Genomic DNA, 23,726 nt, shown 5'->3' on the forward strand with positions numbered 1-23,726 from the left:
AAAAATCAAAAATTACTTTTTGTTTCTTTCTTAAAAGTGCGGACGCTCCAAAGGTCTGGGAGACCTTTGGAGGTGGGAAATAAGACGAACAGAGTTCGTCACAGTCGATAAGGTTTGGGGGAACCTTTTGAGCGCCCCACACCACATTAGGAGAAGTGCTAACAAAAATACTAAATAAAAACTAATTGACTTTAAAATGCTAATTTTGATTTTGGATGAGTATAAGGACATCATAAAATCAAATGTCAACAATCAAAATAAAAGCATAAAATCAGCTATTTTATTACTAATACTGATTCTATGCTTTTTATGTTTTATTTAGTTTATCAAGCAATCTTTCAGAGAAAAACGACCGCCTTTAATTTCTCTGTTCTAAATAATCCTTCAATCGCGCTTTGAGACTGCCATAAACTTGATCATCGTTTAAAAATGCTTCGATCGGCATCATCTTCCAACCCTGTCCCTCATCTCCAAAGACAATTTGATTAATGTCTGCTTGGCTAATCGTTCCGACCATAAAGATAGAGTCTTTTGTTGGATCGATCATACCTGGATATTGTTTAACCCAGCGGATGCTTTCTTTGGAAATCGTAATCCCTAACTCTTCAAACGTCTCGCGTTGGACACACTCAAAGGGCGTTTCGTTATCCTCACGACCACCTCCAGCTAGGTCCCAAGTATTTGGATAGGGGATGGTTGGAATATCATCACGCAAAATACTGAGAATATTGTCCCCATTTAGTAGGGCAATTTTCGCTCCCGAAAAGGGAAATCTTTCATCTAATAGATCCATGTTTTCCTTCCATTATTCTTGACAATAGCTGAGCGGTACTGTTAAACACAGTCATAATAGTATTTTTGAGCTCCTTAAGCTTTACCACTACGGTCCATGTTCCAGAAATCGGTAACAGCACCTTTTGCCGCTGATGACACGGTGTGGGCATATTTACCGAGAACCCCACGGCTATAAAGTGGTGGGATAACAGTCGTTTTCTTGCGCTCTGCTATTTCGTCATCAGAAACATGCATGGTGATTTCTTTCGTGTCTTGGTCAACAGTGACAAGGTCGCCTGTACGCAAGTAGGCAATCGGGCCACCATCCTGCGCCTCTGGGGCAATGTGTCCGACAACGAGACCATAAGTCCCACCTGAGAAACGACCATCGGTCAGAAGGGCAACCTTATCGCCTTGACCTTTACCAACAATCATAGATGATAATGACAGCATTTCAGGCATACCTGGGCCACCTTTTGGACCAACGTAACGCACAACTACCACATCACCGTCAACAATCTCATCGGTAAGAACCGCTTCAATAGCAGCTTCCTCCGAGTCAAAGACCTTAGCTGGACCCGTGTGGTTACGAACCTTAACCCCTGATACCTTAGCCACAGCTCCATCTGGTGCCAAGTTTCCTTTAAGGATGATCAATGGACCATCGGCACGTTTTGGATTCTCGAGTGGCATGATAACCTTTTGACCAGGTGTCAAGTCATCAAAGGCTTCCAAGTTTTCTGCGACTGTTTTACCAGTACATGTGATGCGGTCGCCATGCAAGAAGCCATGTTTCAACAAGTATTTCATGATAGCTGGTACACCTCCAACCTCATAGAGATCTTGGAAAACGTATTGACCAGATGGTTTCAAATCGGCCAAGTGAGGCACTTTTGCTTGAAGCGCATCAAAGTCTTCTAAGGTTAAATCAACATTAGCCGCGTGAGCGATTGCCAACAGGTGAAGGGTGGCATTGGTTGACCCACCGAGCGCCATAGTTACTGTAATGGCATCTTCAAAGGCTTCTCGCGTCAAAATATCAGACGGTTTCAGACCTAACTCAAGCATACGAACAACGGCACGACCAGCTTCTTCAATATCGGCAGTTTTCTCTGCTGATTCCGCTGGGTGAGATGATGAGCCTGGCAAGCTCATTCCCATGACTTCGATAGCCGTTGCCATAGTATTTGCCGTGTACATACCGCCGCAGCCACCAGGGCCAGGGCAGGCATTACATTCCAAAGCCTTCACTTCTTCAGCAGTCATGTCGCCGTGATTCCATTTCCCGATACCTTCAAAAACAGATACAAGGTCAATGTCCTTGCCATTCAGATTTCCAGGAGCAATGGTACCACCGTAGGCGAAAATCGCAGGAATATCCATGTTAGCAATGGCAATCATGGAACCAGGCATGTTTTTATCACAGCCACCAATAGCGACAAAGGCATCCACATTGTGCCCACCCATCGCAGCCTCGATAGAATCTGCAATGATGTCACGGGACGTCAAGGAGAAACGCATCCCAGGCGTCCCCATAGCAATCCCGTCAGCTACGGTAATGGTTCCAAACTGAACAGGCCATGCTCCAGCATCCTTGACACCCTCTTTGGCCAATTTCCCAAAGTCATGCAAATGAATATTACACGGCGTATTCTCAGCCCAAGTCGAGATAACCCCAACAATCGGCTGCTTAAAATTCTCATCCGTCATCCCTGTCGCACGCAACATAGCACGGTTGGGTGACTTGACCATACTATCGTAAATCGCAGAGCGATGACGCAGGTTAGTTAGATTATTTTCAGTCATAGCACTATCCTCTTACCTTGATTTTTATCTATTTTACCATAATTCTAAAAATTTGGTTGAATTTTCTGTCAATTTATTTTAATATTATTTTTAAAATTTTTAGGAGGAACAAAGTTGACGCTATGAAAGATATTATTCTAAAATAGGTTAAAGGCCCATCACACTAGGATGGACCCTTTAGTTACTATCAATAGCGTAGCTTGATTCTAGGATTCTGTTTTTGAAAATCGTAAATGATATCATCACGATAGACATTCCAATCAGTAATCTCAAATCTGATAGCTTTGTGGTTTTTGGACTTTATTGTCATAAACATACGACGTTCAACACCTCCCTGCGACCAATGCGTTTCTTTTTCAAATCTCAGAGACACAATTTCCTGCCAGCTTAGCTTTTTTCTCCAAAAAATAAAGAATGTATAATAGATAAAATCGCTATCTCCCCAAAGGCAAGGAGCATTTCTCAAAAATCGAGCCAAAGCAGCAAGTAAGATGATGCCATAAAACATAAGAATGACATAATAGAGTTCAGACAGAAATGGAAGAGCAGCCATCCACTCATTTTTAACATTCAAACCATAACAAGCAATTCCCATAAAAAAGATTGCCACAATCATAAACTTCACATCATTAGAACGACGAACACGATAAGTAAATTGCATAAAACCTCCCTTACTATACTATTCGTCATTCAAATTGCTTTTAGCATTTTCCGACGTTATGACCTTAGATTTGAAGGAAAGGCAGATAATTCTGATGGTTTAGGTTTCCTAACAAAAGGGAGCATCCGTCTCTCTGAGGCACCCATAACTGTAAAATTTTCCCTTGCTTCTATCAAGCTAACGGTATTGGCTCCACCGCGCATTGCAGGTTTTTGCCTTTGTTGCCAATCATCTTCCCAAAAACAAACCTCACAAATTTCATAAGAACCATCTGGTACTTCATCCAAGGTATAATAGCCACAACAATGACACTGATATTTTCGAATTAGCGGCACCCGGCCCCAGGTCTGCTCTGCGATTCTGCCGTCTCCCAACTGGTAGATGGCGTCTGCTTGCTGCGTGAGGGCGTCCCAAGGTTCTGCGCCGATTCGAGCGACGATTTCCACAGACTTTTTCACAGCTTTGAGGTGCTCGCGCCCTCTGTCGGTGAATCCGAGGATATGGACGGCTTCTGGTAGCGGTTTTTCCACAGCATTGACCAAGATATAGGTCAACAATCGTCGCACGCGCGCTTTGGTATAGCGCTTGGTGGCGACTTTTTCCACAAGGTCTTCTACCGTCGCTACGCTCCGAATGGCAGAGCGGATACGACTTGCTAGTTCCTCATTGACTTGAAAAACCTGGGTTAAATCTGGATTCGTCAAAATCTGATATTTCAACAATTGGAAATAGTTATTCCAAGAAACCTGTGGAGAATTGAGTATCAAGTCGCTACTTGGTACTGACTTTTCCACAAAGGATTGGTCAGAAAGATGTTTTCGGATGGCTGTCGCAGAAGCGATGGCTACCTTTTCTTCCGAATGAAAGCCTGCTCCAATACGCTGGATGGGCTGTAGTCGTATATTCTTTCCAGCGCAGGCTTTGGCGTAAGCAAGCCCTAGAATGTGATTTGGGGTATCTCCTGAAAAGTTTATCCCAGCAAAAGTTTCCCACATTTTCTGTGTTTTCTGTGGATAAGTCATGGCATCTGGTAGCGTTTGGACAAAAGCCTCCATCTGCTCTGCCATTTCCCCATAAATAGCCGAAAACCGCTGATAATCAAGGACTTCCTCCGTGCCAAATGCCAGTGTGTCGATGCCAAGGCGATGCAAGAGGTCAACTGCGCCTCGGGCGAAATGGTCGGCGGACTGGACAGAGACGAGGAAGGGGAGCTCCACCACGAGGTCAGCCCCATGTGCCAGCGCCATCTGCGCCCGCGTCCACTTGTCAATGAGGGCAGGCTCCCCCCGCTGCATGAAATTCCCACTCATGGCAACAATCTTCATCCCTTTAGTCTGCGCCAAAAGGTGCTTGTGCCCATTGTGGAAAGGGTTAAATTCGGCGATGATGCCTGTTACGGTCATGTGTGGCTCCTTAGTTTAAATGGTAACGGTGATTGCGATTGGTACTGCTCTGTGTTAATAAATCAATCTTGACAAACTTAGCCAGATAACAGCTGGCTGACGCTTCACTAAGCCCTTCTAGTTTTTGTAATTGACTATGTGAAATCTCATCGTATTTTTGTAGGTAGGTTCTCACTTGCTCAAAAACTGCGATTTCTTTATCGCTCATCGGCGTAAACGAATACTCCTGTAAGGTTTCTAAAATGGCATCTAACATAAATTCGATAAAAACAGTAGCATCATTCTGATGATTGCTGAGGGATAAGCTGTCAATTATGCCTATAACATTATTGAAACCAGAGAAAATATAGAGACATTTTTATCTTATATAGCTTCTATAATACTATTATTCTTTTCGAAACAAGTTTCATATTACTTTTAAGATACGATACTTAGTTCTCTTGTTTCGATAATAATTTATTAAATAATTCATCATACATACTTTCTAATAAAAGTGGTTTACTCACTTCAATAATTTGTACATCTTTCTTTTCAATATACTGTAAATTATCTTTTATTATAGCGAATATAGTTTGATTAGGTAGAGTCAAAAAGTAATCATTCACAGACTGATACATATTTTTCTCAGAGGCTTTATCTAACTCGTTTTTAGTAAATGAATCAATTGAAATAGGAAATCTGTAATTTGAATGTGCGCTTAAAAGATTAATGTAAATCAGGTATAAAGATAATAATTGCTTATTCTTTTCAGTGCCACTACCACCAACTTTAGAAAATTCACCATACTTACGATTTGAGATTCCTAATGTTCCAATACTTGTCTCAATATTATTTTTAAGAATTTCAAATTCTTGATTTATATCTGACTTCTTCTTTCGTATTTCAGTTTGAATTTTTCTTATCTCTTTAGCTAAATCATCATAGGTTGACTTTAGCGCCTCTTTATCATTATTTTCTTTTCTTCTTAATTTTCCAAGTTCATTTAATACATTTTGATTTACGTATTTTTTTATACTAATTAAATCATTAATCTCTGAAATTCTCTCTTTATATTCTGCAAATTCATTTTTTAATTGCTTAAGTTGAACTTTATTTTTTGTTCCAACGTCCTGTAGTTTTACAATTTGAAAATCAATCTCTCTTTTCTTTGCATAAATTTGTGATAAATCATCATTCAACTCTAACCTAGTTAAAGACTGTTCTCGTGTAAGTATTGAATGACAATAACTACACTCATAATCAATTGTATCCAATCTTTTTTCTATGTTTTTAGATATTTTTTCTAATTCTAGACTATCTTGTCTATTTATATCCATAAGAACTTGATTATCAGAGATTTTTTTCATAATATTTGAGATTTTACCAGACAATTCATTAGTTTTATCCAAAAATTCATTGACTTGATTTTCTAACTCCTGAATATCTATAGTATCTACTTCTGAAACATTATGTTGCTTTTTATAACTATTATATACATTATCAATTTCATTAATAGAAAGAGCTTTCCCATCTATTTTCTTTTTTATTTCTACTTGTTCTTGCTTATAATTTTTTAATTCCGAATCACCTAAACCTAAGTAATAATCTATGATATCCTTCTGAAAATTTGGAGACTTATACTGCCCTAAACCATTGAATGTATTTTTAAATAGTGTACCATCCCATGATGAATCTTGATCAATATATATTGGAGCAAAAATTGCACTAGCATAAGCCTGTGATATGATATCATTTTTAACCCCTACTAAAGTCAGATTCATCTTTAGAATTTTTTGCAACCAATCTGAATACTCTCTGAAATCCTTAAATATCCTAGTTGTTTTGTTTTCATTTACAGAGATTATTTTATTCTGTCGCTCAATTATATATTCAGTCTCATCAACTATTATGACTATTTGAAATATATAACCATCAATATTCCATCCAGTTGGCAATGATTTCAAATCTGTCCCTAAGGCGTAGTATATTGATTTTATCAAACTGGACTTTCCAGTAGTATTTGATTTGCTAACTATTAGATTAGTATGTTCTCCAAAATTAAACTTGTTTGCTCTTTTGGAGCCATAATCAATTATAGTCAGACTTTTAATACTGAAATTGACCAAAACTAACCTCCTCAATAATATCACAATACGCTGAAATAATAATTGCTATACTCATGTTATCATCTAATTCCTTCAATACATCTAGTTTTAAACACTTGGCTATTAACTCTACTTCTGATAACTCATCTAGCTCTGAAACAAGCTCGGTTTGGATGAACTTTGTAACACTTTGCTTTTCATACATTTGCTGAGTAGAAATTTTTGATTTTTCTAATTTGATTTTAGACTTCTTTAATGGACTATAGGGTAAGTTATCTATAATATTACTAAACATTTCTAAAGATGAAACTTTCAGAAGTATGTCTCTTAGTTCTTTAGAAACCAACTTCTTATATTTTCTATCTGAATCTTGTTTAATAACATATTCTGATTTTCTGTAAATTATAGTTGTTAATTCGCCTAAGACCTGGCCTACTCTATTATCTACAGCAATACCAGTCTTTGCCATTTCACCAAGTAAGTAGTTTTGGGCAACTCCCATGTCATTTTCAAAAGGTGTTTTAATCAACGAAAATCTTTTTACTTTAGAGTTATTTACAATAAGTTCTTGTTCTGCAGATAACTTTAAAGATTGCTGAAATAATTCATCTTCTTCAACTGTCATTTTTTCTAAATCTGATTTAGTAAAATCATATACAACAAATTTATACTCTGAACTACTATCGCCAGATTCAAAGTGTTTGTCAAGCATCGATTTTTTCATCTTTCCCATTCTATCTTTCTTGTGGTTTATCATTTTACTTAAACTAACTGCTTTTTCTCCCTTGACTTGAATATAAGCATGGTAGTTATTATATAGGACCTCAAAATCATCATCTGCCTCAAGTACTAGTTCAAATCCTTCTTTTTCAAAATTTCGAATAGCTACTAAACTAATCACTGCATTCTGATAGTTCATTCCTTTTATAGCAATTGCTCCGCCATTATCAGCTACCATCTACACCCTCCTTATCCTAAATAAAATTATAAATCAGTGACTTTCTTTATTTGTGTATATTATGAATTTATTTTATATCAATCTTTCTCACATCCATCAATATAGTATCATTATACCACAAAAAGCCCTTGGTTTAGGGCTTTCTACTTGTTTCACAATTGACAACTAGTTTAACAGTTATCGTTTTTTGAACAAGAAAAACGTATCATATAAATATCTGATTTTTGATTAAGATGGAGTATTTATGCCTATTTAACTATCACTACAATTTTCTCAAAATTTCCGAATAAATAGATATAGGAAAGTTCCAAAAGGAGCGGGACGGAAATCCAATTTGAAGGGGTGATGCTTATGGCTAAACCTACTAAATTAAGGAGTTCCTGTCATGACTGTTGCAGAGGCGTTACAGCTGATGTTAGAGTTTGGTCTATTGATGATAGCCATTCTGACTTTTAACGATAGAAAAAAGTAAAACAGTAAAACCGCTACCTATCTAACTTTGCATGGTTCAATGTAGCGGTTTTACTGTTATCATCTATCCGTCCCGTCTTTAAAACGGTCCTATATCGGAGTTGGGTTGCAGCCCAACTCCTTTTGTATGTTTAGGATAACAAAGATAGTGTCAGTTGTCAAACGGAACCCATCTTTCATTACGGATTTATATCTGGCGTAGCATTAAAAAAACTCAGTACATATTTGTACCGAGCCTTGGGCTTTTACAGAGTAGTAGAAAATCAGATAGTTATCTATCTTCCCTACTTCTGACACACAAAGAACCATCTCTTACTTGTCTCTGTTGGCTCTTTATCTTCAAAGTCAGCGTAAACTTTGAACGATTTGAATCCTGCTTGTTCCAAGAGGATGTCGTAGGTCAACATATCGTAGGTACGTTCTTCGTGGATTTCATCGTAGCGGGTGAAGCGGCCATCCTCATCCTGAAGGAAGAAGGTCAGCTCATGCACAACAGAGTGGGGCGCTTCGTCTTCGTAAGTATCCCAAACCATGGCAAAGTCATCCGCATTTTCATGGTAGGAGTAACCTGGAAAGACCTCGTCCGTCTGATGGGTCGAGTGCACATCAAAGATAAAAACACCACCCTCATTGAGATGCGCGTAAACCTCCTTAAAGGTATCGCCAACTTCCACTTCATCCTGTAAATAGCAAAGCGAGTCAGAGTAGCAAGTCACAAAATCAAACGTTCCTAGCTCAGACAGGTCCATCATATTCCCCTGCTGAAAAGCGATGTGCTTCTTAGCAGATGCCGCTCGTTTTTCTGCAATATTCAACATCTCTTGGCTGAGGTCAAATCCTGTCACCTCAAAGCCTGCCTGCGCAAAACGAACCGACTGAATCCCAGTCCCGCAAGCCAATTCTAAGAGTTTCTTTTTATCTTTTGCTTTTGGCAAATGGCGGAGCGAAAAGTCTGTCCACAAATCATAAAGTGAGTCGTCCATGATGGCATCGTAGACCGAATGCGAATTTTTCGTAATTTTTTTCCATAATCTTTTTTATTTTTTCATTGTTGCCTTTGGTAGTGGAGTCAGAAGCGACCTGCTTCGCAGTTCCATTCTTAAATCGAAAATCTAGTTTTTTCGATTTCCCTCGAACCTAGCTCGCAAACGCTAGGTTCTTTTCACTACAGTGGCAACAATGGCCTGTCGGGCTCGCTTTTCCCGCCCTACCTCTCTCATCTTTTTTCCTTAAAAACCTTGCCATCGGCAAGGTCTATCTATTATGCAAGACATGTTGACACGTCCACAAGTGGGGCTTCGTGCCAGAGTTTTTCAAGGTTGTAGTGGGCACGTTCTTCTTCTGAGAAGATGTGAACGATGACATCATTTAAGTCAAGGAGCACCCAGCCGTTTTCACCTTCGATGTGGCTGGCATCGCCACCAGCTTCTTTGACTTTTTCACGGATGTTTTCCGCAATAGCTTCTAATTGACGGCTGTTCATCGCTGACAAGATGACAAAGTAGTCGGTCAAGCTAGTCAAACCTTCTAAGTCAAGTGCGACAATGTCCTCGGCACGCTTTTCATCAGCGGCACGGACAACAAGTTCTAAAAGTTCATTTTTATTCAAATTTATTTCTCCATTAGTTCAAATACTTCACAAAAGCATTATAGGTTTCTAGCGTTTGTGGATAAATCGGCTGCGCTTTGCTTGCCAAATGTGCGATGGTTCTAGCCGTCTCAAAAGCGACAGCCTTGTCCAAATCCTCTTGAGCGATTTGGCGAGCCTCATCAACACCAGGAAAATCACGACCTGGCTCGATGTAATCCGCCACATAAAGCACTTTATCAAGCAAAGACATGTCCTCATCGCCAACCGTATGGCGTTCTATGGCGATAAGAATCTCCTCATCTTCAAGGTTGAATTCTTGGCTAATGATAAAAGATCCCACTATACCATGCCAAATGTTGTTGCCCCATTTTTTTAGGTCAGGGTCTAAGTCACAGTCATCAATGACACTTAAAAAATCCTCATCTGGACGCTCTTTAGCGTAGTCATGCAAAAGTGCCGCAAGGCCTGCTTTGGTTTCATCTGCTCCGTAGCGCTTAGCCAATGCCACAGCAGACTCCTCTACACCAAGTACATGTTTAAACCGTTTTTCGCTCATGGCGCTTTGCACTTTTTCCAAAATAGCAGAGCGAGAAAGTCCGGTATACGTTTCATAGGTCATTTGTAGAGCCCTGCCTTTTTGATGTAATCAAGCACGGGAGCTGGCGTCATAAAGTTTGGGGTACGACCTTTTTTGATGAAATCACGGATGTTGCTCGAGCTGATGTCCATGAGAGGTACGTCAACCCAAATGACTGGATAGCTTGTCCCTGCCTTGTATTTAGGGCGTTGCACACCGACAAATTGAACCATCTCAACCAGCTCATCAATGCGGTGCCACTTAGGAAGGTACTCGACCATATCCGCACCTATGATGAAATAATAATCGGTGTCAGGATTAGCCTCTGTTAGTTGCTTCATCGTGTCGTAGGTGTAACTTTTACCCTTGCGCTCAATCTCAATCGTCTCGATATCCAGACCTTCTAAGCCATTGATAGCTAATAGCAACATATTCAGGCGGTGCTTTTCATCAATAGTCTCTTTTTCATCAACATGTGGCGGTTCATATTCAGGCATGAGATAAACGGCATCCAGACCCAATTGCTGGCGCACTTGATCAGCAACAATCAAATGGGCATTGTGAACGGGGTTAAAGTTACCACCTAAAATCCCAACTTGTTTACGATTCTTATCCTTGACCTCAGTCTCTAACTCAACCTTGGTAAAGGGAGTGAGTAATTCTATTGCCATAGGCTTTCCTTCATTTTCTAATTTTTCATTATCCGTGTTTAATCGCTTTGACTTTTGGAGACAGTTTGCGATTTTCTTTTTTAGCTGATTCTTTAAACAAAATCAAGATACGTCCAATTTTAAGAACGGTATCACATCCGATTTCATCTTCCAAAATTTCAGCCACTTCATGGATGTCCTCGTCCGTATTTTGTAAAAGAGTGACCTTAATCAGTTCACGCGCATCCAAAGCGTTACGAACACTGGTCTTGATTTGGTCGTTAAGACCATTTTTCCCGATTTGGATAATCGGTTTTAAGCTGTGTGCTTCTGATTTTAGAAAAGCACGTTGTTTTGATGTTAGCATGTTTTATTTCCTTTAATTTCTTTTTAAATCAACGCCTTACGCAAGACAACTCCGACACCTTCTGGCGCCCAGGCAGCAACGACTGTTGGTTTCTCCGCATTGCCATTGACCCGAATCCAACCAAGCCCTGAATACACGATGTCCATCTTATCTTTGATGGTAAATTCATGACGGACGAGTTTAGGAAAATCGGCAACTTCCTTAGTATTTGGCGGTGTTAGCAAGGTTCCTAAGTGCTTGTCGTAAAAAGCATCCGCTCCTTCAAGCTTGGTACGATGAAGGTTAAGATTATTGTCAAAATAAGCTGTGAAGCCCTGCTTTTCTCCAGACACGAAATCAAAGCGACCAAGACCACCCAAGAAGAGGGTTTGTTCTGGGTTCAACTGGTAAGTTTTTGGCTTGATTTCTTTCTTAGGGCTAACGTATTTGAGGTTTTTAGCCGTCAAATAATGCGCCATTTGGTGACGGTGAATAATCCCTGGCGTGTCAAAGATGTAACTTCCGTCATCCAGTGGAATTTCAATCTTATCTAGAGTTGTCCCTGGGAAACGTGAGGTGGTAATCACATCCTTGTCTCCAGTAATTTCTTTGATAATGGCATTGATAAGGGTTGATTTCCCAACGTTAGTCACCCCAACCACATAAACATCACGTCCTTTACGCAAGTCATCAATGCGTTCAATTAGCTCTTTAATGACGTGATGGTTTTGAGCACTGGTCAAAATGACATCAACTGGTCGCAAGCCCTCTTCATGAGCACGTTCTGTTAACCACTGAGTGACCTTACCATCTTTAACGGATTTCGGTAGGATATCTTTTTTATTTCCCACCAAGAGCACATCATTTCCAGACACAAAACGTGACAGTCCTGGAATAACTGAACCATTAAAGTCAAAAATATCAACAACATTAACCACAAGAGCATCGCTGTCACCAACTTCATGGAGGAGTTTCAAAAACTCATCATCTGTGATATGCACATCAACAATCTCATTATAATGACGCAAACGGAAACAGCGTTGACAGTATAGTTCACCTGTTTCTTCTGCTTTTTCAATACTTGACTTTGGGGTATAACCCGCTTTTTCTTTATCTGTGGTTTGAATTCTCGCCCCACAGCCAATACAAAATAATTCTTCCATTAAATTCCTTTTTTATAAGTAATTTTGCCATATTTGGCTTCAATTTTTTTCAACACACGACGCTCACGCCAACGATTAAACTTGGTATTCCAAGCATCTGATTTCACCAGTGGTTTCACCAAAATGGACTTAATTCCAGCTCTGTGACTGGCACGAATATCCGTCATCAATTGATCACCTACCATGACCACTTCGTCACGATCAAAGCCATAACGCTCAATAGCCATGTCAATCCCACGTGTGAAAGGTTTCATTGCACGACTGACAAAATCCACGCCAAAAGGCTCTACTGCACGCTCGACACGGCTATATTTATTATTTGAGACCACAACCACAGGAATATCAGCTTCGGTCATATCATCAAGCCACTCACGTAACTCTGGGGTCCCATCTGGATTATTCCAAGCAATCAAGGTATTATCCAGGTCCACTAAAACAGCACGAATCCCATGCTCACGTAACATCTCAGGTTTCAAATCATAAACAGCCTCAACCACAAAGGTGGGCAAATAGTCGTCTATACTCATGCTTTCTCCCATAATATTATAATCCTTATTATTATAGCATATTTTATTTTTAGTTACCAATCAATAATATTCAGTTGGTTTTGCTTGTAAAATAAGGGATTTTTGAAATTATAGATACTATTCAATTCCCGTCAATTTAAAAATAACGTATTAAATAACGTATTAATTTTTAGCGCTGGGGTGTGCTTTTTTTATTGCGCTCAAAATAAAAAAGCCCCCAGCGAATGCTGAGGCTAATTCTATGTGACTCGCTCGATTGAGAATAGGGTAAATTCTATCAAACAATCATATCTGATATAGTTATTCGAGACAACCGTTTTGTATAATTTTTAAATGTTGAAAATTTAAACCTCATTGGATCGTTCAATTTGTTACTATCAGCATTTTTGACGGCTTTATTGTAATCAGTTATAGCTTTTATTAATTTATTGATTATAACAATTTCATTATCTTGAATTTTAATAGCATCGTCTTTTTGACGGAGACGAAAAGGTTTATTAATTAAATATTTTGGGTTTTCAACAATTAAGGTTTTTCCTATATCTAGACCTTCAACAAATCCCTTTTTACTTGATGCTCTTAACTTATATTTGAGTTGATATTTATTTGGCATATAACTTCTAAAAGGTATAGCAAAATGAATGCCTTTGATAGTTACCAAAAGCACAGCAAACCCACGACCTTTGTTCATGAGCTTCTTTGTTTGAAAGTTATAATCCAATGCTTGTTCAATATCATAATCCTTACATAAAGTTAGGTCGATTTGCTGAATTTTTAACCTTTTACTTTTCACTAACAACTCCTACAAAAAAGTCCTGCGAGGGGCAGGACAGCATTTCCAATGGGATACTTCTGTTAACGAGCGCGTCCCTCCGCCCCCTCATTGCCAAACGGCTGGGAATTTAACGACAAGCAATGTCGGAACATAGAAAGGAGGTATTTTTTTACCGTTCTTGTTCGTTATTATTATTTCACACTTATATCCGACTTGTCAAGAAGTTAGCTAACTTTTTTAGCGAAAAAACCCCCAGCAATTGCTGAGGGCAGTTGTCTTATTGAAAGGATGTCCTTTCTAAACTGGTTTTTTAGAGATTGTATAGGTTACGCCATTGATTAAAATTTCAATACCCTCAATGGTTACTTCAATTTTGTCAGACTGACCGACATCCGTGACGGTCTGCTTGTCAAATTTATCAAGTGAGCCATTTTCTGCCTCAATAGCCTTGAGGCGACTTGAAGCTCCGACAATGTAATTATCATAGCCTGTGGCAGCGTAGTCATAAACTGCACCGCCTGTCTTAAACATGCCTTTGATAGCCTCGCTAAAAGTTTTGGCTCCTGAAACCTTGTAAGAGCCATCTTTTCGCAATAAGTAGAACCAGTCTGTCAAAAAGTCGTCTACAGTGGCATAGTGCATGTAGTGCCCTCTTTCGACGCTTGGTCGAGCAGTTCCTTGGGTGACTGTAACACCACTAGGTCGCTCAGCTTTTCCTGCCCATGTCATACCGCCCCAGTTGTTATCTGCTTTTCCGACTGCTGAAGTTCCCCAAAGCCCCTCAAAATGTAGGACGGTGATGGCATAGCTTGGTAAGATGTCATACTCTTTACACTTGGCCAAAATCTTGTCTAGTACATCTTTTTTAAGCACGGCACCATTATAAGATAAGTCTCCGTCTTCTTTTGCGACTGGTGTTGTTTCGGTCGGTTTAGGTTTTAACATGTCATTGACAATAGCCATAACACTATCATAGCGACCGCCTAGCGATTTCTTTCGTTGGTCACCATTGCCATGCTTGCCAGCTATAACCTCTCTAGCTAATTCTTTGTCTGTTTTTTCGGATTTATTGGCTTTTCCGTTGATAATATCCATGACAGCTTGATATTTGTCACCTAAACTTGTTATCCGTGCGTCACCGTTACCGTGTAGCCCTATGAGGGTTTCCTGGACGAGCTGATCGATAGACTTATCGGGATTTACAACCACTGCATTTGTCTCCTCAAAGACAATCTCTCGAGGTCTGCCGTTATACTCCCAAATCGTATCGTAGTCATCAATGGTAATACCATCGTTGCCATAATTGCAATGGATAACCTGATGGTCGTTGATAAAAATCATGACGTGACCAAGCGACCCAAGCGAGCTTGAGCCATCACGAGGTGCCCAAATAACGACTATACCACGTTTTGCCACAAAGGTCCCGTCAACAGCATCGTAAATCTTTGCATATCCAATTTGGGGTAAAGCTTGCTGTAATGTCTCTGTATTGTTGTTTAGGTTAATCCCTAGCGCACAACTAACGGCAGAGCTGCAATCCATCTCAATGCGACCGTCACCATCGTTGTCGTTGCCATAACGGTCTCCCATGTCATAATGGACAGGGATAGCTTGCAGACGCAACATCTCTGCGATACTTGACTCAATTCTACTCATGTTATTTTCCTTTCCACGCCTCGTTAGCTTGTTTTACAGCTGACTCGATAAATAGATTTAGGTCATCGTCTGACATGTGGATATTGTATTTTTGTAGCTCTGCTGAAATCTGAGTTTTGGCATGTGCTAACTTATCAGCTCCCTTGTAGCCGGTTTCTGTTGCTACTTGCTCCACAGCGTTGACTGCGTTCCACGCTAAAATCTCAGCAATCTTGACGGCTTTTTCCCCGCCTTTTTTAATCAAGTAAACCTTGACAGCCTGTACTGCAATGCCTACCAAAATGGTCAAAATCCCCATAGCTGAGCTTATAATAATTTCAGTAATTTGTGTCATGTTATTCCTCCATTTTTAATTGTTCATACCGCTCCATGAGCTTATCAATGTATCCGTTACCGCCAAGAGCTTTATAATTTTTGTGCATTCGGCCAATCAGCTTGTACTCTTCTGCTGATGTATTCCCTCGTTCTAAGGCGTGTTTGATGTCTCGCTCAAGTCTGAGATACATCGTTGATAGATGAGCTTCGTCGTGCAAGTCTAGCTTAGACTGCACATTTTTTAGAGCTTCGTTATTGCTATCTGCTGTTGCATTAAGCTGATTGATACTCTCACGTTGCTCGTCTAATCCAGATTTGATTTCGTTGAACTGACTCTTACTGAGGTTATTTGAGCGAGAAGCCATATAGCCAAAGGCACCTGTGGCGATAACACCAATGGTAGGAGCAAGCGCCCCTACCATGTCTAAAACTTGTTGTGGCATTATCTACCTCGCATTACTCTTGTACTTTTACGGTTGGATCAGTCCAATCTGGATTTCCATTTTCGTCAAACTTCATGATGTAAAATTCCTCGTTAAAGAGGTCAGCAACGTTGATAGTAGTCGTTGTCCCACCCCAAGGATTAAACGCCCAGACTGTTTCAACTTCCACCAGTTGACGTTTACCTTTAACAACCGCTGGACGTTTTTGTACATCACGATACATGTAAAAATCATTGTTGGCATTTTTGCAGCGGATAAACTCGCCATTTTCTTTCATATATTGCAAAGCCGTTGCTAAGTCAAAAGGTTCAGTGATTTCTTTGAGGTCTAGTAGAGTTTCTTCAGTTGTTCCGATTTGTTTGATTTCTTTTGTCATGATTATTCTCCTTTTTCTGTTTCAGTTGGTTGTGTTTGTTGGTCAAGCAGAGCTTCTAACTCTGCCTTTTGTTGATTCAACAGATTGATAGTTTCTTGTGCTTCTGTCAGTTGGACAGCTAGCAGATTTTTAGTTATTGATTCTTCGGCGAGTTTCGCCGCCAAATCGTTTACAGTCAAGCGTAACGCTTGATTAAGCTGTTGGTCTTGGTTCATTTTGTCCTCCTATTTGATGGTATTCCATGTTTCGATAACATCACCACGACCGGTGATGTTGACTAAGTGTTTAAAGTTTGTGTTGAATTGCTGTAGGATCTCCTTCAAGCTAATGTAGTTTGTGGCTGTTCTGAACAAATAAACATCACCGATGTTCAGTTTTGAACTAGGCCTGTCACTTGTACGGTGAGCATCTATGTCTAGTTTCCCTGGCAAGGTATTGATATCCCAGCCATCCGAATCTTCATAAGCAGAGCTAGCTAATCTGACCGTATCGCCTACAACATCAATCGAATCATCCTGAACGCCATTCCACGCCCTAATTCCTACAAAGCCACCGTCGTTTGATGACTCTGTTCCATTTCTGTTTGAGCCAATTACGGTAACTCCTACTCTCCTACCATTTGATGTACCAGTTGCGAATTTTACAAATTGAGTAGGATAGCCACTCAAAATTCGTTTAAGTGCAGCTTGATCAGTATAGTAAAGGATTTGACCGTTGTTCATCTGAATTTCCATGGCGTTATTGAGAGCCCTCATAACACCTCCTGAAATCTGAGTAGCTGACATAGTAACAGATTGTACTTGCGTGATAAAAGCATTTTTAGCAAACAGTTGTTTCAGGTAGGCTTCGTTGGCCATCAGTTTGTTAAACAAAGCCTGGTCAACGACGAGCTTGTCAGCAGTGACCGAGTTAGCGGCTAAAATTGCTGCAGTCACCGAAGCAGACTCAAAATTAGCTGTTTTTAGCTTATCAATCATCGCAGACTTGATTACGGCATTATCGATGAGCGTTTGCCCTGTGATGTGTGTCAGACGTCCATCGATACGATTGGTACCGTTAGCTAACAGGTTGAATTGATTAAGCACAGTACCAGCGCTAGTCAGATTTTTAACCGCCCAAGAGCCTGCAAGTTGGCTCATTTGGGTTTCCGCCGCTAACTGCATGGCAGACGTGCTGTCCACAAAACTAGTCGGTGGCACGTCGCCTCTTACGATAGATATTTGACCAATAGCTACTGTCCCGTTTTTACGTATCCAAACGTGCAAGCCATAGTCGTCTGTCGTTGTGGTTGTTTTAGAGACAGTAACAGTACCAGTAAATATTTGCGATGACCCTGTTTGGGTCAACCTGATAGGAAAAACTGCAATCTTATCAGTACCGTTTTTTATCTCAATTCCCACGATGTCGTCTGGTAAAACGTCCACCCAAAGATTAACTCGATAACTTAATTTTTCGCCTGCTGTAAAGCTTTGGGTGTGTAGCGGTACCTGGAATCCTTTCCATTTTGGCGAAGACAAACCTGTCTGCGTAATACGCAAGAGTTTATAACTGCTTGTACCTGTTAGTGCAAGAGTTGAATTAGATGTTCTAGCTTTATATTTCGAAAAATTTGTCGGGTCGTAAACTAAATTTTGACCGTCTGACAGACTTGATACACGACTTACAAGGCCTTTGGCCGTCTCAATCGCTTGATAAATGTCACCACCAGCCACAATCGACCGCTCAAACTTACTAGCCGACTGAATAGCCTGTGAAATCGCACTCCCATCACCAATCACACGCTTGTGAGCATCTACGGTGTCTTTGACTGTGTTAAAAGCAGTGACTACCGATAGCTCTTTTACCGATGGGCTCCAAGGTTGCTCAAGACGACCCTCAAGTAATTGATAACCTGCAACGCTAAAACCTCCGACGTCACTAGCCAGAATCGCAAATCTCGCTCTGATTTTGCCTGAGCGCGTTGGTACAAAATGCAATGTAAACCGTTTAAAATCAGTACCAACATCATCAATATGGTGGTTACGACGAGTTGTACTTGTGATATCGTCACCACCAAAATTATAGAGGTAAAAGTAAACAGTCCCTGTTGTCTCTTTGGCGACATACGCGCTAAAAATGTACTCTTTACCAGCCTCGACTTGCCAGGTTAACGTCGGTGATGCTTTGTTACCACTTTGCCAAGTCAACACATCCGCTCCTGCGACAGTACGACCGTCTAGTCGCCAATTGCCATCAATCCAAAAGTGAGACCCGCTAAAATCCTTTGTCCCGTCTACGAGATTGACGCTTGTTGACGTTGGTATCAGTGCTTTTGTCTCGGTGATAGAGCGCTCAAAACTGCCTGCTGTCTCTGTGACCTTATTTTCAAGCACTGTTGAGGTCACATAAGGCTGTAACGCTGATGATGTGATATAGCCACGGCCTGTGATGTTGCTATCAACCTGAGCTTTAGTCTGATAGCCCTTTCCAGTAATGGCCTGTTCAACCTGTGTACTGGTCAAGCGCTTGTTAATTTCACTGGCATTTTGCTCAATCAGTGTTTGTTGGCTTGTAACTCTACCGCTCAAACTGTCATACTCAGTCTGTGAGACCTTACTAGACACATCACCAATCAACTGTCTAATCTCAGTCTCGGCTTTTGTGATTTTACCTTGAGCCTGTGTCAGCTGTGTTGATAATTGCTCTTGACCTTGAGCGGTTTGGGTGATAGTCGTCTTGACTGATTCAATTTCGGACATTGTATCTTCAGGTGCTGGTGACCAGTCGGTTGGTAGCGTGCTGATCTCCAGCTTAGGTCGTCCAGCTTTAGCATTACCACCGATTTGGATATACATATTAGCGATGTAATCGTTGAAATCAGCTTGGTGTTTAAATGCCTGGTAGATTCTCTTTTTAGGAGTGTCTCCAAGTTTGGTCTCCCAGACCTCTAACCACGATCTGTCGTTAGTGTCTCCACGGCGGGCTGAAAGACTAATGCCCCATCGATTACGATCTGAGCTAGTGATGTTAGTTCCCTCAACTTCAATGCTGACGACAAACGATTTGCCTTTGACGTGCTCGGCAAAATCTGGATGGATTTTCACATTGTGATAGCCAGATGTTATCTCAATGTCTGAGTTTAAAAAGTAGTTCCTCCCACCAATCTCTGTCGGTATTAATGCCTTGGTCTCGGTAATTTGCCTCTCGAAACTGCCTGATGTCTCTCTAACGAGATTTTGCATTGTCGTAGTCGTCGCATAAGGTTGCAAGGCGCTATTAGTAATGTAGCCACGGCCTGTGATGTTGCTATCAACCTGAGCTTTAGTCTGATAGCCCTTTCCAGTAATGGCCTGTTCAACCTGTGTACTGGTCAAGCGCTTGTTAATTTCACTGGCATTTTGCTCAATCAGTGTTTGTTGGCTTGTAACTCTACCGCTCAAACTGTCATACTCAGTCTGTGAGACCTTACTAGACACATCACCAATCAACTGTCTAATCTCAGTCTCGGCTTTTGTGATTTTACCTTGAGCCTGTGTCAGCTGTGTTGATAATTGCTCTTGACCTTGAGCGGTTTGGGTGATGAGCGTCTTAGCATTTATCAGTTCGTCCTGTAGCTCTTCTGGCGCTACGCTGTGCGCTGTGGCAATCTCTCCTATTTCCAGCTTTAATTTATCAATATACAAGATACTGTTTGTCGTGAAATTGTATCCATAAACATAAAAAAGGACACTTTTGCCAAAGTCGCATGTAAATTTATCAAATGGTACTTTAACATTAACACGTTGCCATTTGTTAAACGAGTCTACAATTAGATTAAATTGCCCTGCGTGGAATTTTCTTGTTCCTGATTTGTCATAGTAGTATAATCCACCGAAGATTTTTGTGCCTGCACCAGTTGCAAAAACATCGACCGAAAACATAAAATTATCAGTCGTTTGAGGTATTCGACTAGTTATATTCTGAGAAAAACCTTTCCAATTTCGTTGGCCATTACTTTCATTGAAAACTCCTACAGATTGTCGCTCTGCTCCATCTCCAACATAAGCATGATAGCTTGTTGCAGGATTAGAGATACCACCATTGTATGTATTCCAGTTTTTTGCGCTTTTATCGTAAGCCTGACCGCCAACAACAAACGCAGTAGTTGTTGCTGTCTGCTCAAACGAGCTATTAAGCAATAAGTTAACTCCACCAAATTCCTTTGGTATTAAGCCTTTTGTCTCGCTAATCTCAGTCGTGATACGATTACCTAACTGAGTAATTGAGCTTTCAGCAGTCGTCAAGCGTTGTTTTGCTTGGTCAAAATCACTTGTTTTGACACGACTTGCAATTTCCCCTGCTTGGACTTGTAGGCTAGCCTCTGCCGACGAGACACGGCCTGTCAGAGCGTCTACAGTGTCCCTTGTAGCTAGTAGCTTGATGTTTTCCTTTGTCTGCGTAAGCTCTGTTGATACCCCATCAATCTGACCTGCTAAGAGACTTTTGGTCAACTCGATTAACCTGTTAGCCTCTGCCACTGCTTGACTTTTAGCTGTGGCCAGTTTACCTTCTGTCGCCTGTCTCTCAGCTATATCTAAGCGTTTCGCCTCTGCTATTGCTTGACTTTTAGCTGTGGCCAGTTTACCTTCTGTCGCCTGTCTCTCAGCTATATCTAAGCGTTTCGCCTCTGCTATTGCTTGACTTTTAGCTGTGGCCAGTTTACCTTCTGTCGCCTGTCTCTCAGCTATATCTAAGCGTTGCGCCTCTGCTATTGCCTCAGACTTGTACTGCAAAGCTTTAGTCAAGGCATTAGCTGCGTCCGATTTAGCTTGCGTGCCAATTTGTTGCGCTTGCTGGGCTAGCGTCTTTGCGTCTGTCGCTTGTGCACGGATGTCGGAGACTTGTCGGTCATGCTCAGCGCTGCTTGCTTCGATTTGGGCAGTGACTTGAGCAATTTCTTTCGCAATTCTATCACGCAAGGCTTCGCTGTCATAGGTCCTCAAGATTTCTTCCCAGACTTCTCCTGTCCATCTGAGCATAATCTTATGACCTTCGTGCTCAGAGTCGGGCTTGTACCAAATGTCATTGATAATGACCTTCCCTGGGTATTTCTTGCTAGGGTCTTCAGCGCCATACCAGTTATTGTTAAAACCATCAGCACTTGGCAGAAAGTCTGGGAGGTTTTGCACAAAGTTCGAGAACTCGTTGGCCACAAAGTTATCAATAGCCTTGTCAGCAATGATCTGAGCTTTTGCCTCATTGCTTTCTCCTACTCTGTCCCCAAGCTTGATGTCGCTTGACTGATTGTTGAGGCGGTTGAATGTAATTTCAAAAATACGGGTGTCATAGTCCAGTTTTTTGTCGTGGCGAACCACTCGGATAGTGTCTCCGACCTTCACGCCTCGTAGATAGACACTTGATGTCTTCAAGGTCAGTTGTGGCCGTGCTGTATCAATCAGGGTCTTATAGGTTCGTTCTGCTAAAATCTCTGGGTCTTCCTCTTCAGGAAATTCCACAAATCCGATTTTGGGACGCATTGAACCGTCAGCGTTTTTGATACCGTACAACTTCGTCATTGCAGGTAGTTCAAGATACTTCTGCCCCTTTGGTTTATTGACTGGTTTTCCTTTAGCTGTTGACCAGACTACATCCTCAAAAGTGATTTTACGTCCGTAACCGTCTGATTGTTGCATCGCTTGTGTTGTTTTGTTTTCGCTCGATGAACGTTCTGCTATATCCCCCGCAGAGCTGACTTGCACACCTTTACCACGTCCTACAAGAGCTGTAAAAATGTTTGTTCTTTCAATTTCTTGGATGATTTGTAGAGCGTTATGGCCGTAAACCACTCGCTTACCGATGGCTTGACCGATTTTTTTCTTAAAATCAATGTAACGGGCACCGATTTGGTTGCCGTTCATCTCAACGAAAAATTGCATTTCCAGGTCCCAGACTTCGCATACCTTTTTCAGTGCGTCAAAGGTTGAAACATAATAAAAATTGGTGCTGTGTGGAGTTGTTTCGCCAATAAATCGAACTTGCCAATTTGTATCTTTTAGCAAATCATTGATGACCTCTCTGGCAAAAGCATTTTGAGGTCGTTTGTCATAAACAACCGTTTTTCTAAGCTCCTCGATACCAGACTGGACACCGATTAATGATGTCAGATTATCAGAAGTCTTCTGAGCAACGTAAAAATAATGAAAAGTGTGAGCATCTTCTATGGTCTGTATGGCCATGTACTCCACTTTTTCCAGTTCGTCAGCGTTTAAAGCTTTCATCTCGACAGTCAACCTGTCAGAAACATAGCGCTCACTGGTTAGAGTATACTTCTGGAGAGCTGTCTTGATAGCAGGTTTATTGACAATTTTAAAGAGTTTCTCGTCTTTATCAAATAAATAAATCACGCTCGTTCGTCCCTCCAAACTACTTTTTTTACCGTGGCGTTTTTGGCTGTGATAGTATCACCATTTCGGACAGTGAATTGTTCCAGTGGACTGAATCGCTCTAGCTCGCTGAGAATATTCCTTCCGTTATAGGTGGCAGTCACTTCTTCAATCCCAAAAGTTATTACGATATCTTTTCCCGCTGCATAAGAACCTACGAAAGATAAGATTTTTGTGCCGTTAATAATCTGTACCTGGCCAACTGTCCCAGTCGGTGTGACCGTGATTGACTCAGGTAAGACTTCCGAGGCATCTGATAAAGAAACAAGCCCAGTTGAGTTCTGGGCTGATTTTTTCTTATATCCGTCTGGTACTAGCAGGGTGAACTTGCTGACAATGGAAAGTGATTTTTCCTCAATATCATCAGCGCCACTGAAATAACCGTAATAGGTGTAACCAGGTTCATCCTTAAATGTGATTTCAAGATAACCACTACTAGCATGAGTCCGCAAAATCTTGTTCAGTTTTGCAAATTTATCCCGCATTTCAGCACTGCTTTTTGCTTCAAGTTGGTACTTGATTTCTAAAGTGCGCTCATCATCAGAAATTCCTTCCACCCAAACACCACGGCGACCAGAAACAGAGGTTGTCTTGACCGACTGACCAAGCAAGCCTCTCCCAGTCACTGTCAAATGGCGATACCCCTCAACCAACTGGTTAATAGGCACTCCATTGATGGACATATTATCGCTAGGTTCCACAGGAGCACGTATCCCCTGCGAAATCGTAGTATCTACAAATTCGTACAT

Annotated in this window: 22 protein-coding genes and 2 pseudogenes; 1 reads left to right on the forward strand and 23 read right to left on the reverse strand. The window is 40.9% G+C overall.

Annotated features, from left to right (window positions below; genetic code table 11):
• Positions 1-358: 358 nt before the first annotated feature.
• The 8 genes and pseudogenes from AB6M99_RS08585 to AB6M99_RS08620 form a co-directional block, all read right to left on the reverse strand.
• Positions 359-793 (reverse strand): NUDIX hydrolase, encoded by a 435-nt coding sequence (locus tag AB6M99_RS08585; protein ID WP_121835463.1) that lies wholly within the window; start codon positions 791-793, stop codon positions 359-361.
• A 74-nt stretch (positions 794-867) separates the two neighbouring features.
• Positions 868-2,580 (reverse strand): dihydroxy-acid dehydratase, encoded by a 1,713-nt coding sequence (gene ilvD / locus AB6M99_RS08590; RefSeq protein WP_121835461.1) that lies wholly within the window; start codon positions 2,578-2,580, stop codon positions 868-870.
• A 187-nt stretch (positions 2,581-2,767) separates the two neighbouring features.
• Positions 2,768-3,241, reverse strand: a complete 474-nt coding sequence (locus AB6M99_RS08595; RefSeq protein ID WP_369351230.1) for a hypothetical protein — start codon at positions 3,239-3,241, stop codon at positions 2,768-2,770.
• A 56-nt stretch (positions 3,242-3,297) separates the two neighbouring features.
• Positions 3,298-3,576, reverse strand: coding sequence for a CPCC family cysteine-rich protein (locus tag AB6M99_RS08600; RefSeq protein ID WP_245962700.1), 279 nt, complete (start codon positions 3,574-3,576; stop codon positions 3,298-3,300).
• A pseudogene (locus AB6M99_RS08605) lies at positions 3,559-4,644 on the reverse strand (nucleotidyltransferase); the annotation flags it as partial. The pseudogene AB6M99_RS08605 and the gene AB6M99_RS08600, both read right to left, overlap by 18 nt.
• Positions 4,645-4,654: 10 nt before the next feature.
• On the reverse strand, positions 4,655-4,852 hold the full coding sequence (locus AB6M99_RS08610) for a hypothetical protein (protein WP_121835455.1): 198 nt from the start codon (positions 4,850-4,852) through the stop codon (positions 4,655-4,657).
• 223 nt (positions 4,853-5,075) lie between these two features.
• Positions 5,076-6,749, reverse strand: a complete 1,674-nt coding sequence (locus AB6M99_RS08615) for an endonuclease (RefSeq protein ID WP_121835453.1) — start codon at positions 6,747-6,749, stop codon at positions 5,076-5,078.
• Entirely contained in the window at positions 6,730-7,686 is a 957-nt protein-coding gene (locus tag AB6M99_RS08620) for a DUF4297 domain-containing protein (RefSeq protein WP_121835451.1), read from the reverse strand. Before AB6M99_RS08620 ends, AB6M99_RS08615 begins: the two co-directional genes overlap by 20 nt.
• 385 nt (positions 7,687-8,071) lie before the next feature.
• On the opposite strand from AB6M99_RS08620, the gene AB6M99_RS08625 reads away from it, so the two are divergent.
• On the forward strand, positions 8,072-8,158 hold the full coding sequence (locus tag AB6M99_RS08625; RefSeq protein ID WP_220702227.1) for a putative holin-like toxin: 87 nt from the start codon (positions 8,072-8,074) through the stop codon (positions 8,156-8,158).
• Positions 8,159-8,441: 283 nt separating this feature from the next.
• Here the strand turns inward: AB6M99_RS08625 and AB6M99_RS08630 are convergent.
• The 15 genes and pseudogenes from AB6M99_RS08630 to AB6M99_RS08700 form a co-directional block, all read right to left on the reverse strand.
• Positions 8,442-9,186: pseudogene (locus tag AB6M99_RS08630) on the reverse strand (class I SAM-dependent methyltransferase).
• Between the two features lie 232 nt (positions 9,187-9,418).
• Positions 9,419-9,766 (reverse strand): ribosome silencing factor, encoded by a 348-nt coding sequence (rsfS, locus tag AB6M99_RS08635; protein ID WP_121835448.1) that lies wholly within the window; start codon positions 9,764-9,766, stop codon positions 9,419-9,421.
• Positions 9,767-9,779: 13 nt separating this feature from the next.
• Positions 9,780-10,367, reverse strand: coding sequence for a bis(5'-nucleosyl)-tetraphosphatase (symmetrical) YqeK (gene yqeK, locus AB6M99_RS08640; RefSeq protein ID WP_121835446.1), 588 nt, complete (start codon positions 10,365-10,367; stop codon positions 9,780-9,782).
• Positions 10,364-10,996: a nicotinate-nucleotide adenylyltransferase gene (locus tag AB6M99_RS08645; RefSeq protein ID WP_121835444.1), complete on the reverse strand. Its 633-nt coding sequence runs from the start codon at positions 10,994-10,996 to the stop codon at positions 10,364-10,366. The genes yqeK and AB6M99_RS08645 overlap by 4 nt, the downstream gene beginning before the upstream one ends.
• Positions 10,997-11,024: 28 nt before the next feature.
• Entirely contained in the window at positions 11,025-11,342 is a 318-nt protein-coding gene (gene yhbY, locus AB6M99_RS08650) for a ribosome assembly RNA-binding protein YhbY (RefSeq protein WP_121835442.1), read from the reverse strand.
• A gap of 23 nt (positions 11,343-11,365) precedes the next feature.
• A complete protein-coding gene (gene yqeH, locus AB6M99_RS08655) occupies positions 11,366-12,484 on the reverse strand; it encodes a ribosome biogenesis GTPase YqeH (RefSeq protein WP_121835440.1) in 1,119 nt (372 codons plus the stop codon).
• Complete coding sequence (locus AB6M99_RS08660; protein WP_121835550.1) at positions 12,484-13,011, reverse strand: YqeG family HAD IIIA-type phosphatase; 528 nt, start codon at positions 13,009-13,011, stop codon at positions 12,484-12,486. The genes yqeH and AB6M99_RS08660 overlap by 1 nt, the downstream gene beginning before the upstream one ends.
• A 277-nt stretch (positions 13,012-13,288) precedes the next feature.
• Complete coding sequence (locus AB6M99_RS08665) at positions 13,289-13,804, reverse strand: hypothetical protein (protein WP_369350535.1); 516 nt, start codon at positions 13,802-13,804, stop codon at positions 13,289-13,291.
• Between the two features lie 279 nt (positions 13,805-14,083).
• Entirely contained in the window at positions 14,084-15,442 is a 1,359-nt protein-coding gene (locus AB6M99_RS08670; RefSeq protein WP_369350536.1) for a peptidoglycan amidohydrolase family protein, read from the reverse strand.
• Between the two features lies 1 nt (position 15,443).
• On the reverse strand, positions 15,444-15,776 hold the full coding sequence (locus tag AB6M99_RS08675; protein ID WP_369350537.1) for a phage holin: 333 nt from the start codon (positions 15,774-15,776) through the stop codon (positions 15,444-15,446).
• 1 nt (position 15,777) lies between these two features.
• Positions 15,778-16,200, reverse strand: coding sequence for a hypothetical protein (locus AB6M99_RS08680; protein ID WP_369350538.1), 423 nt, complete (start codon positions 16,198-16,200; stop codon positions 15,778-15,780).
• Positions 16,201-16,213: 13 nt separating this feature from the next.
• Positions 16,214-16,576, reverse strand: a complete 363-nt coding sequence (locus AB6M99_RS08685; protein WP_369350539.1) for a hypothetical protein — start codon at positions 16,574-16,576, stop codon at positions 16,214-16,216.
• 2 nt (positions 16,577-16,578) lie between these two features.
• Positions 16,579-16,791: a hypothetical protein gene (locus AB6M99_RS08690; RefSeq protein WP_369350540.1), complete on the reverse strand. Its 213-nt coding sequence runs from the start codon at positions 16,789-16,791 to the stop codon at positions 16,579-16,581.
• Positions 16,792-16,800: 9 nt separating this feature from the next.
• Positions 16,801-22,938 carry a phage tail spike protein gene (locus AB6M99_RS08695; protein WP_369350541.1) on the reverse strand — a complete coding sequence of 2,046 codons (6,138 nt, stop codon included), beginning with the start codon at positions 22,936-22,938 and terminating at the stop codon, positions 16,801-16,803.
• Positions 22,935-23,726: a distal tail protein Dit gene (locus AB6M99_RS08700; RefSeq protein ID WP_369350542.1), complete on the reverse strand. Its 792-nt coding sequence runs from the start codon at positions 23,724-23,726 to the stop codon at positions 22,935-22,937. Before AB6M99_RS08700 ends, AB6M99_RS08695 begins: the two co-directional genes overlap by 4 nt.

Origin of the sequence: Streptococcus hillyeri (assembly GCF_041081565.1) — a bacterium.
GTDB classification, from domain to species: Bacteria; Bacillota; Bacilli; order Lactobacillales; family Streptococcaceae; genus Streptococcus; species Streptococcus hillyeri.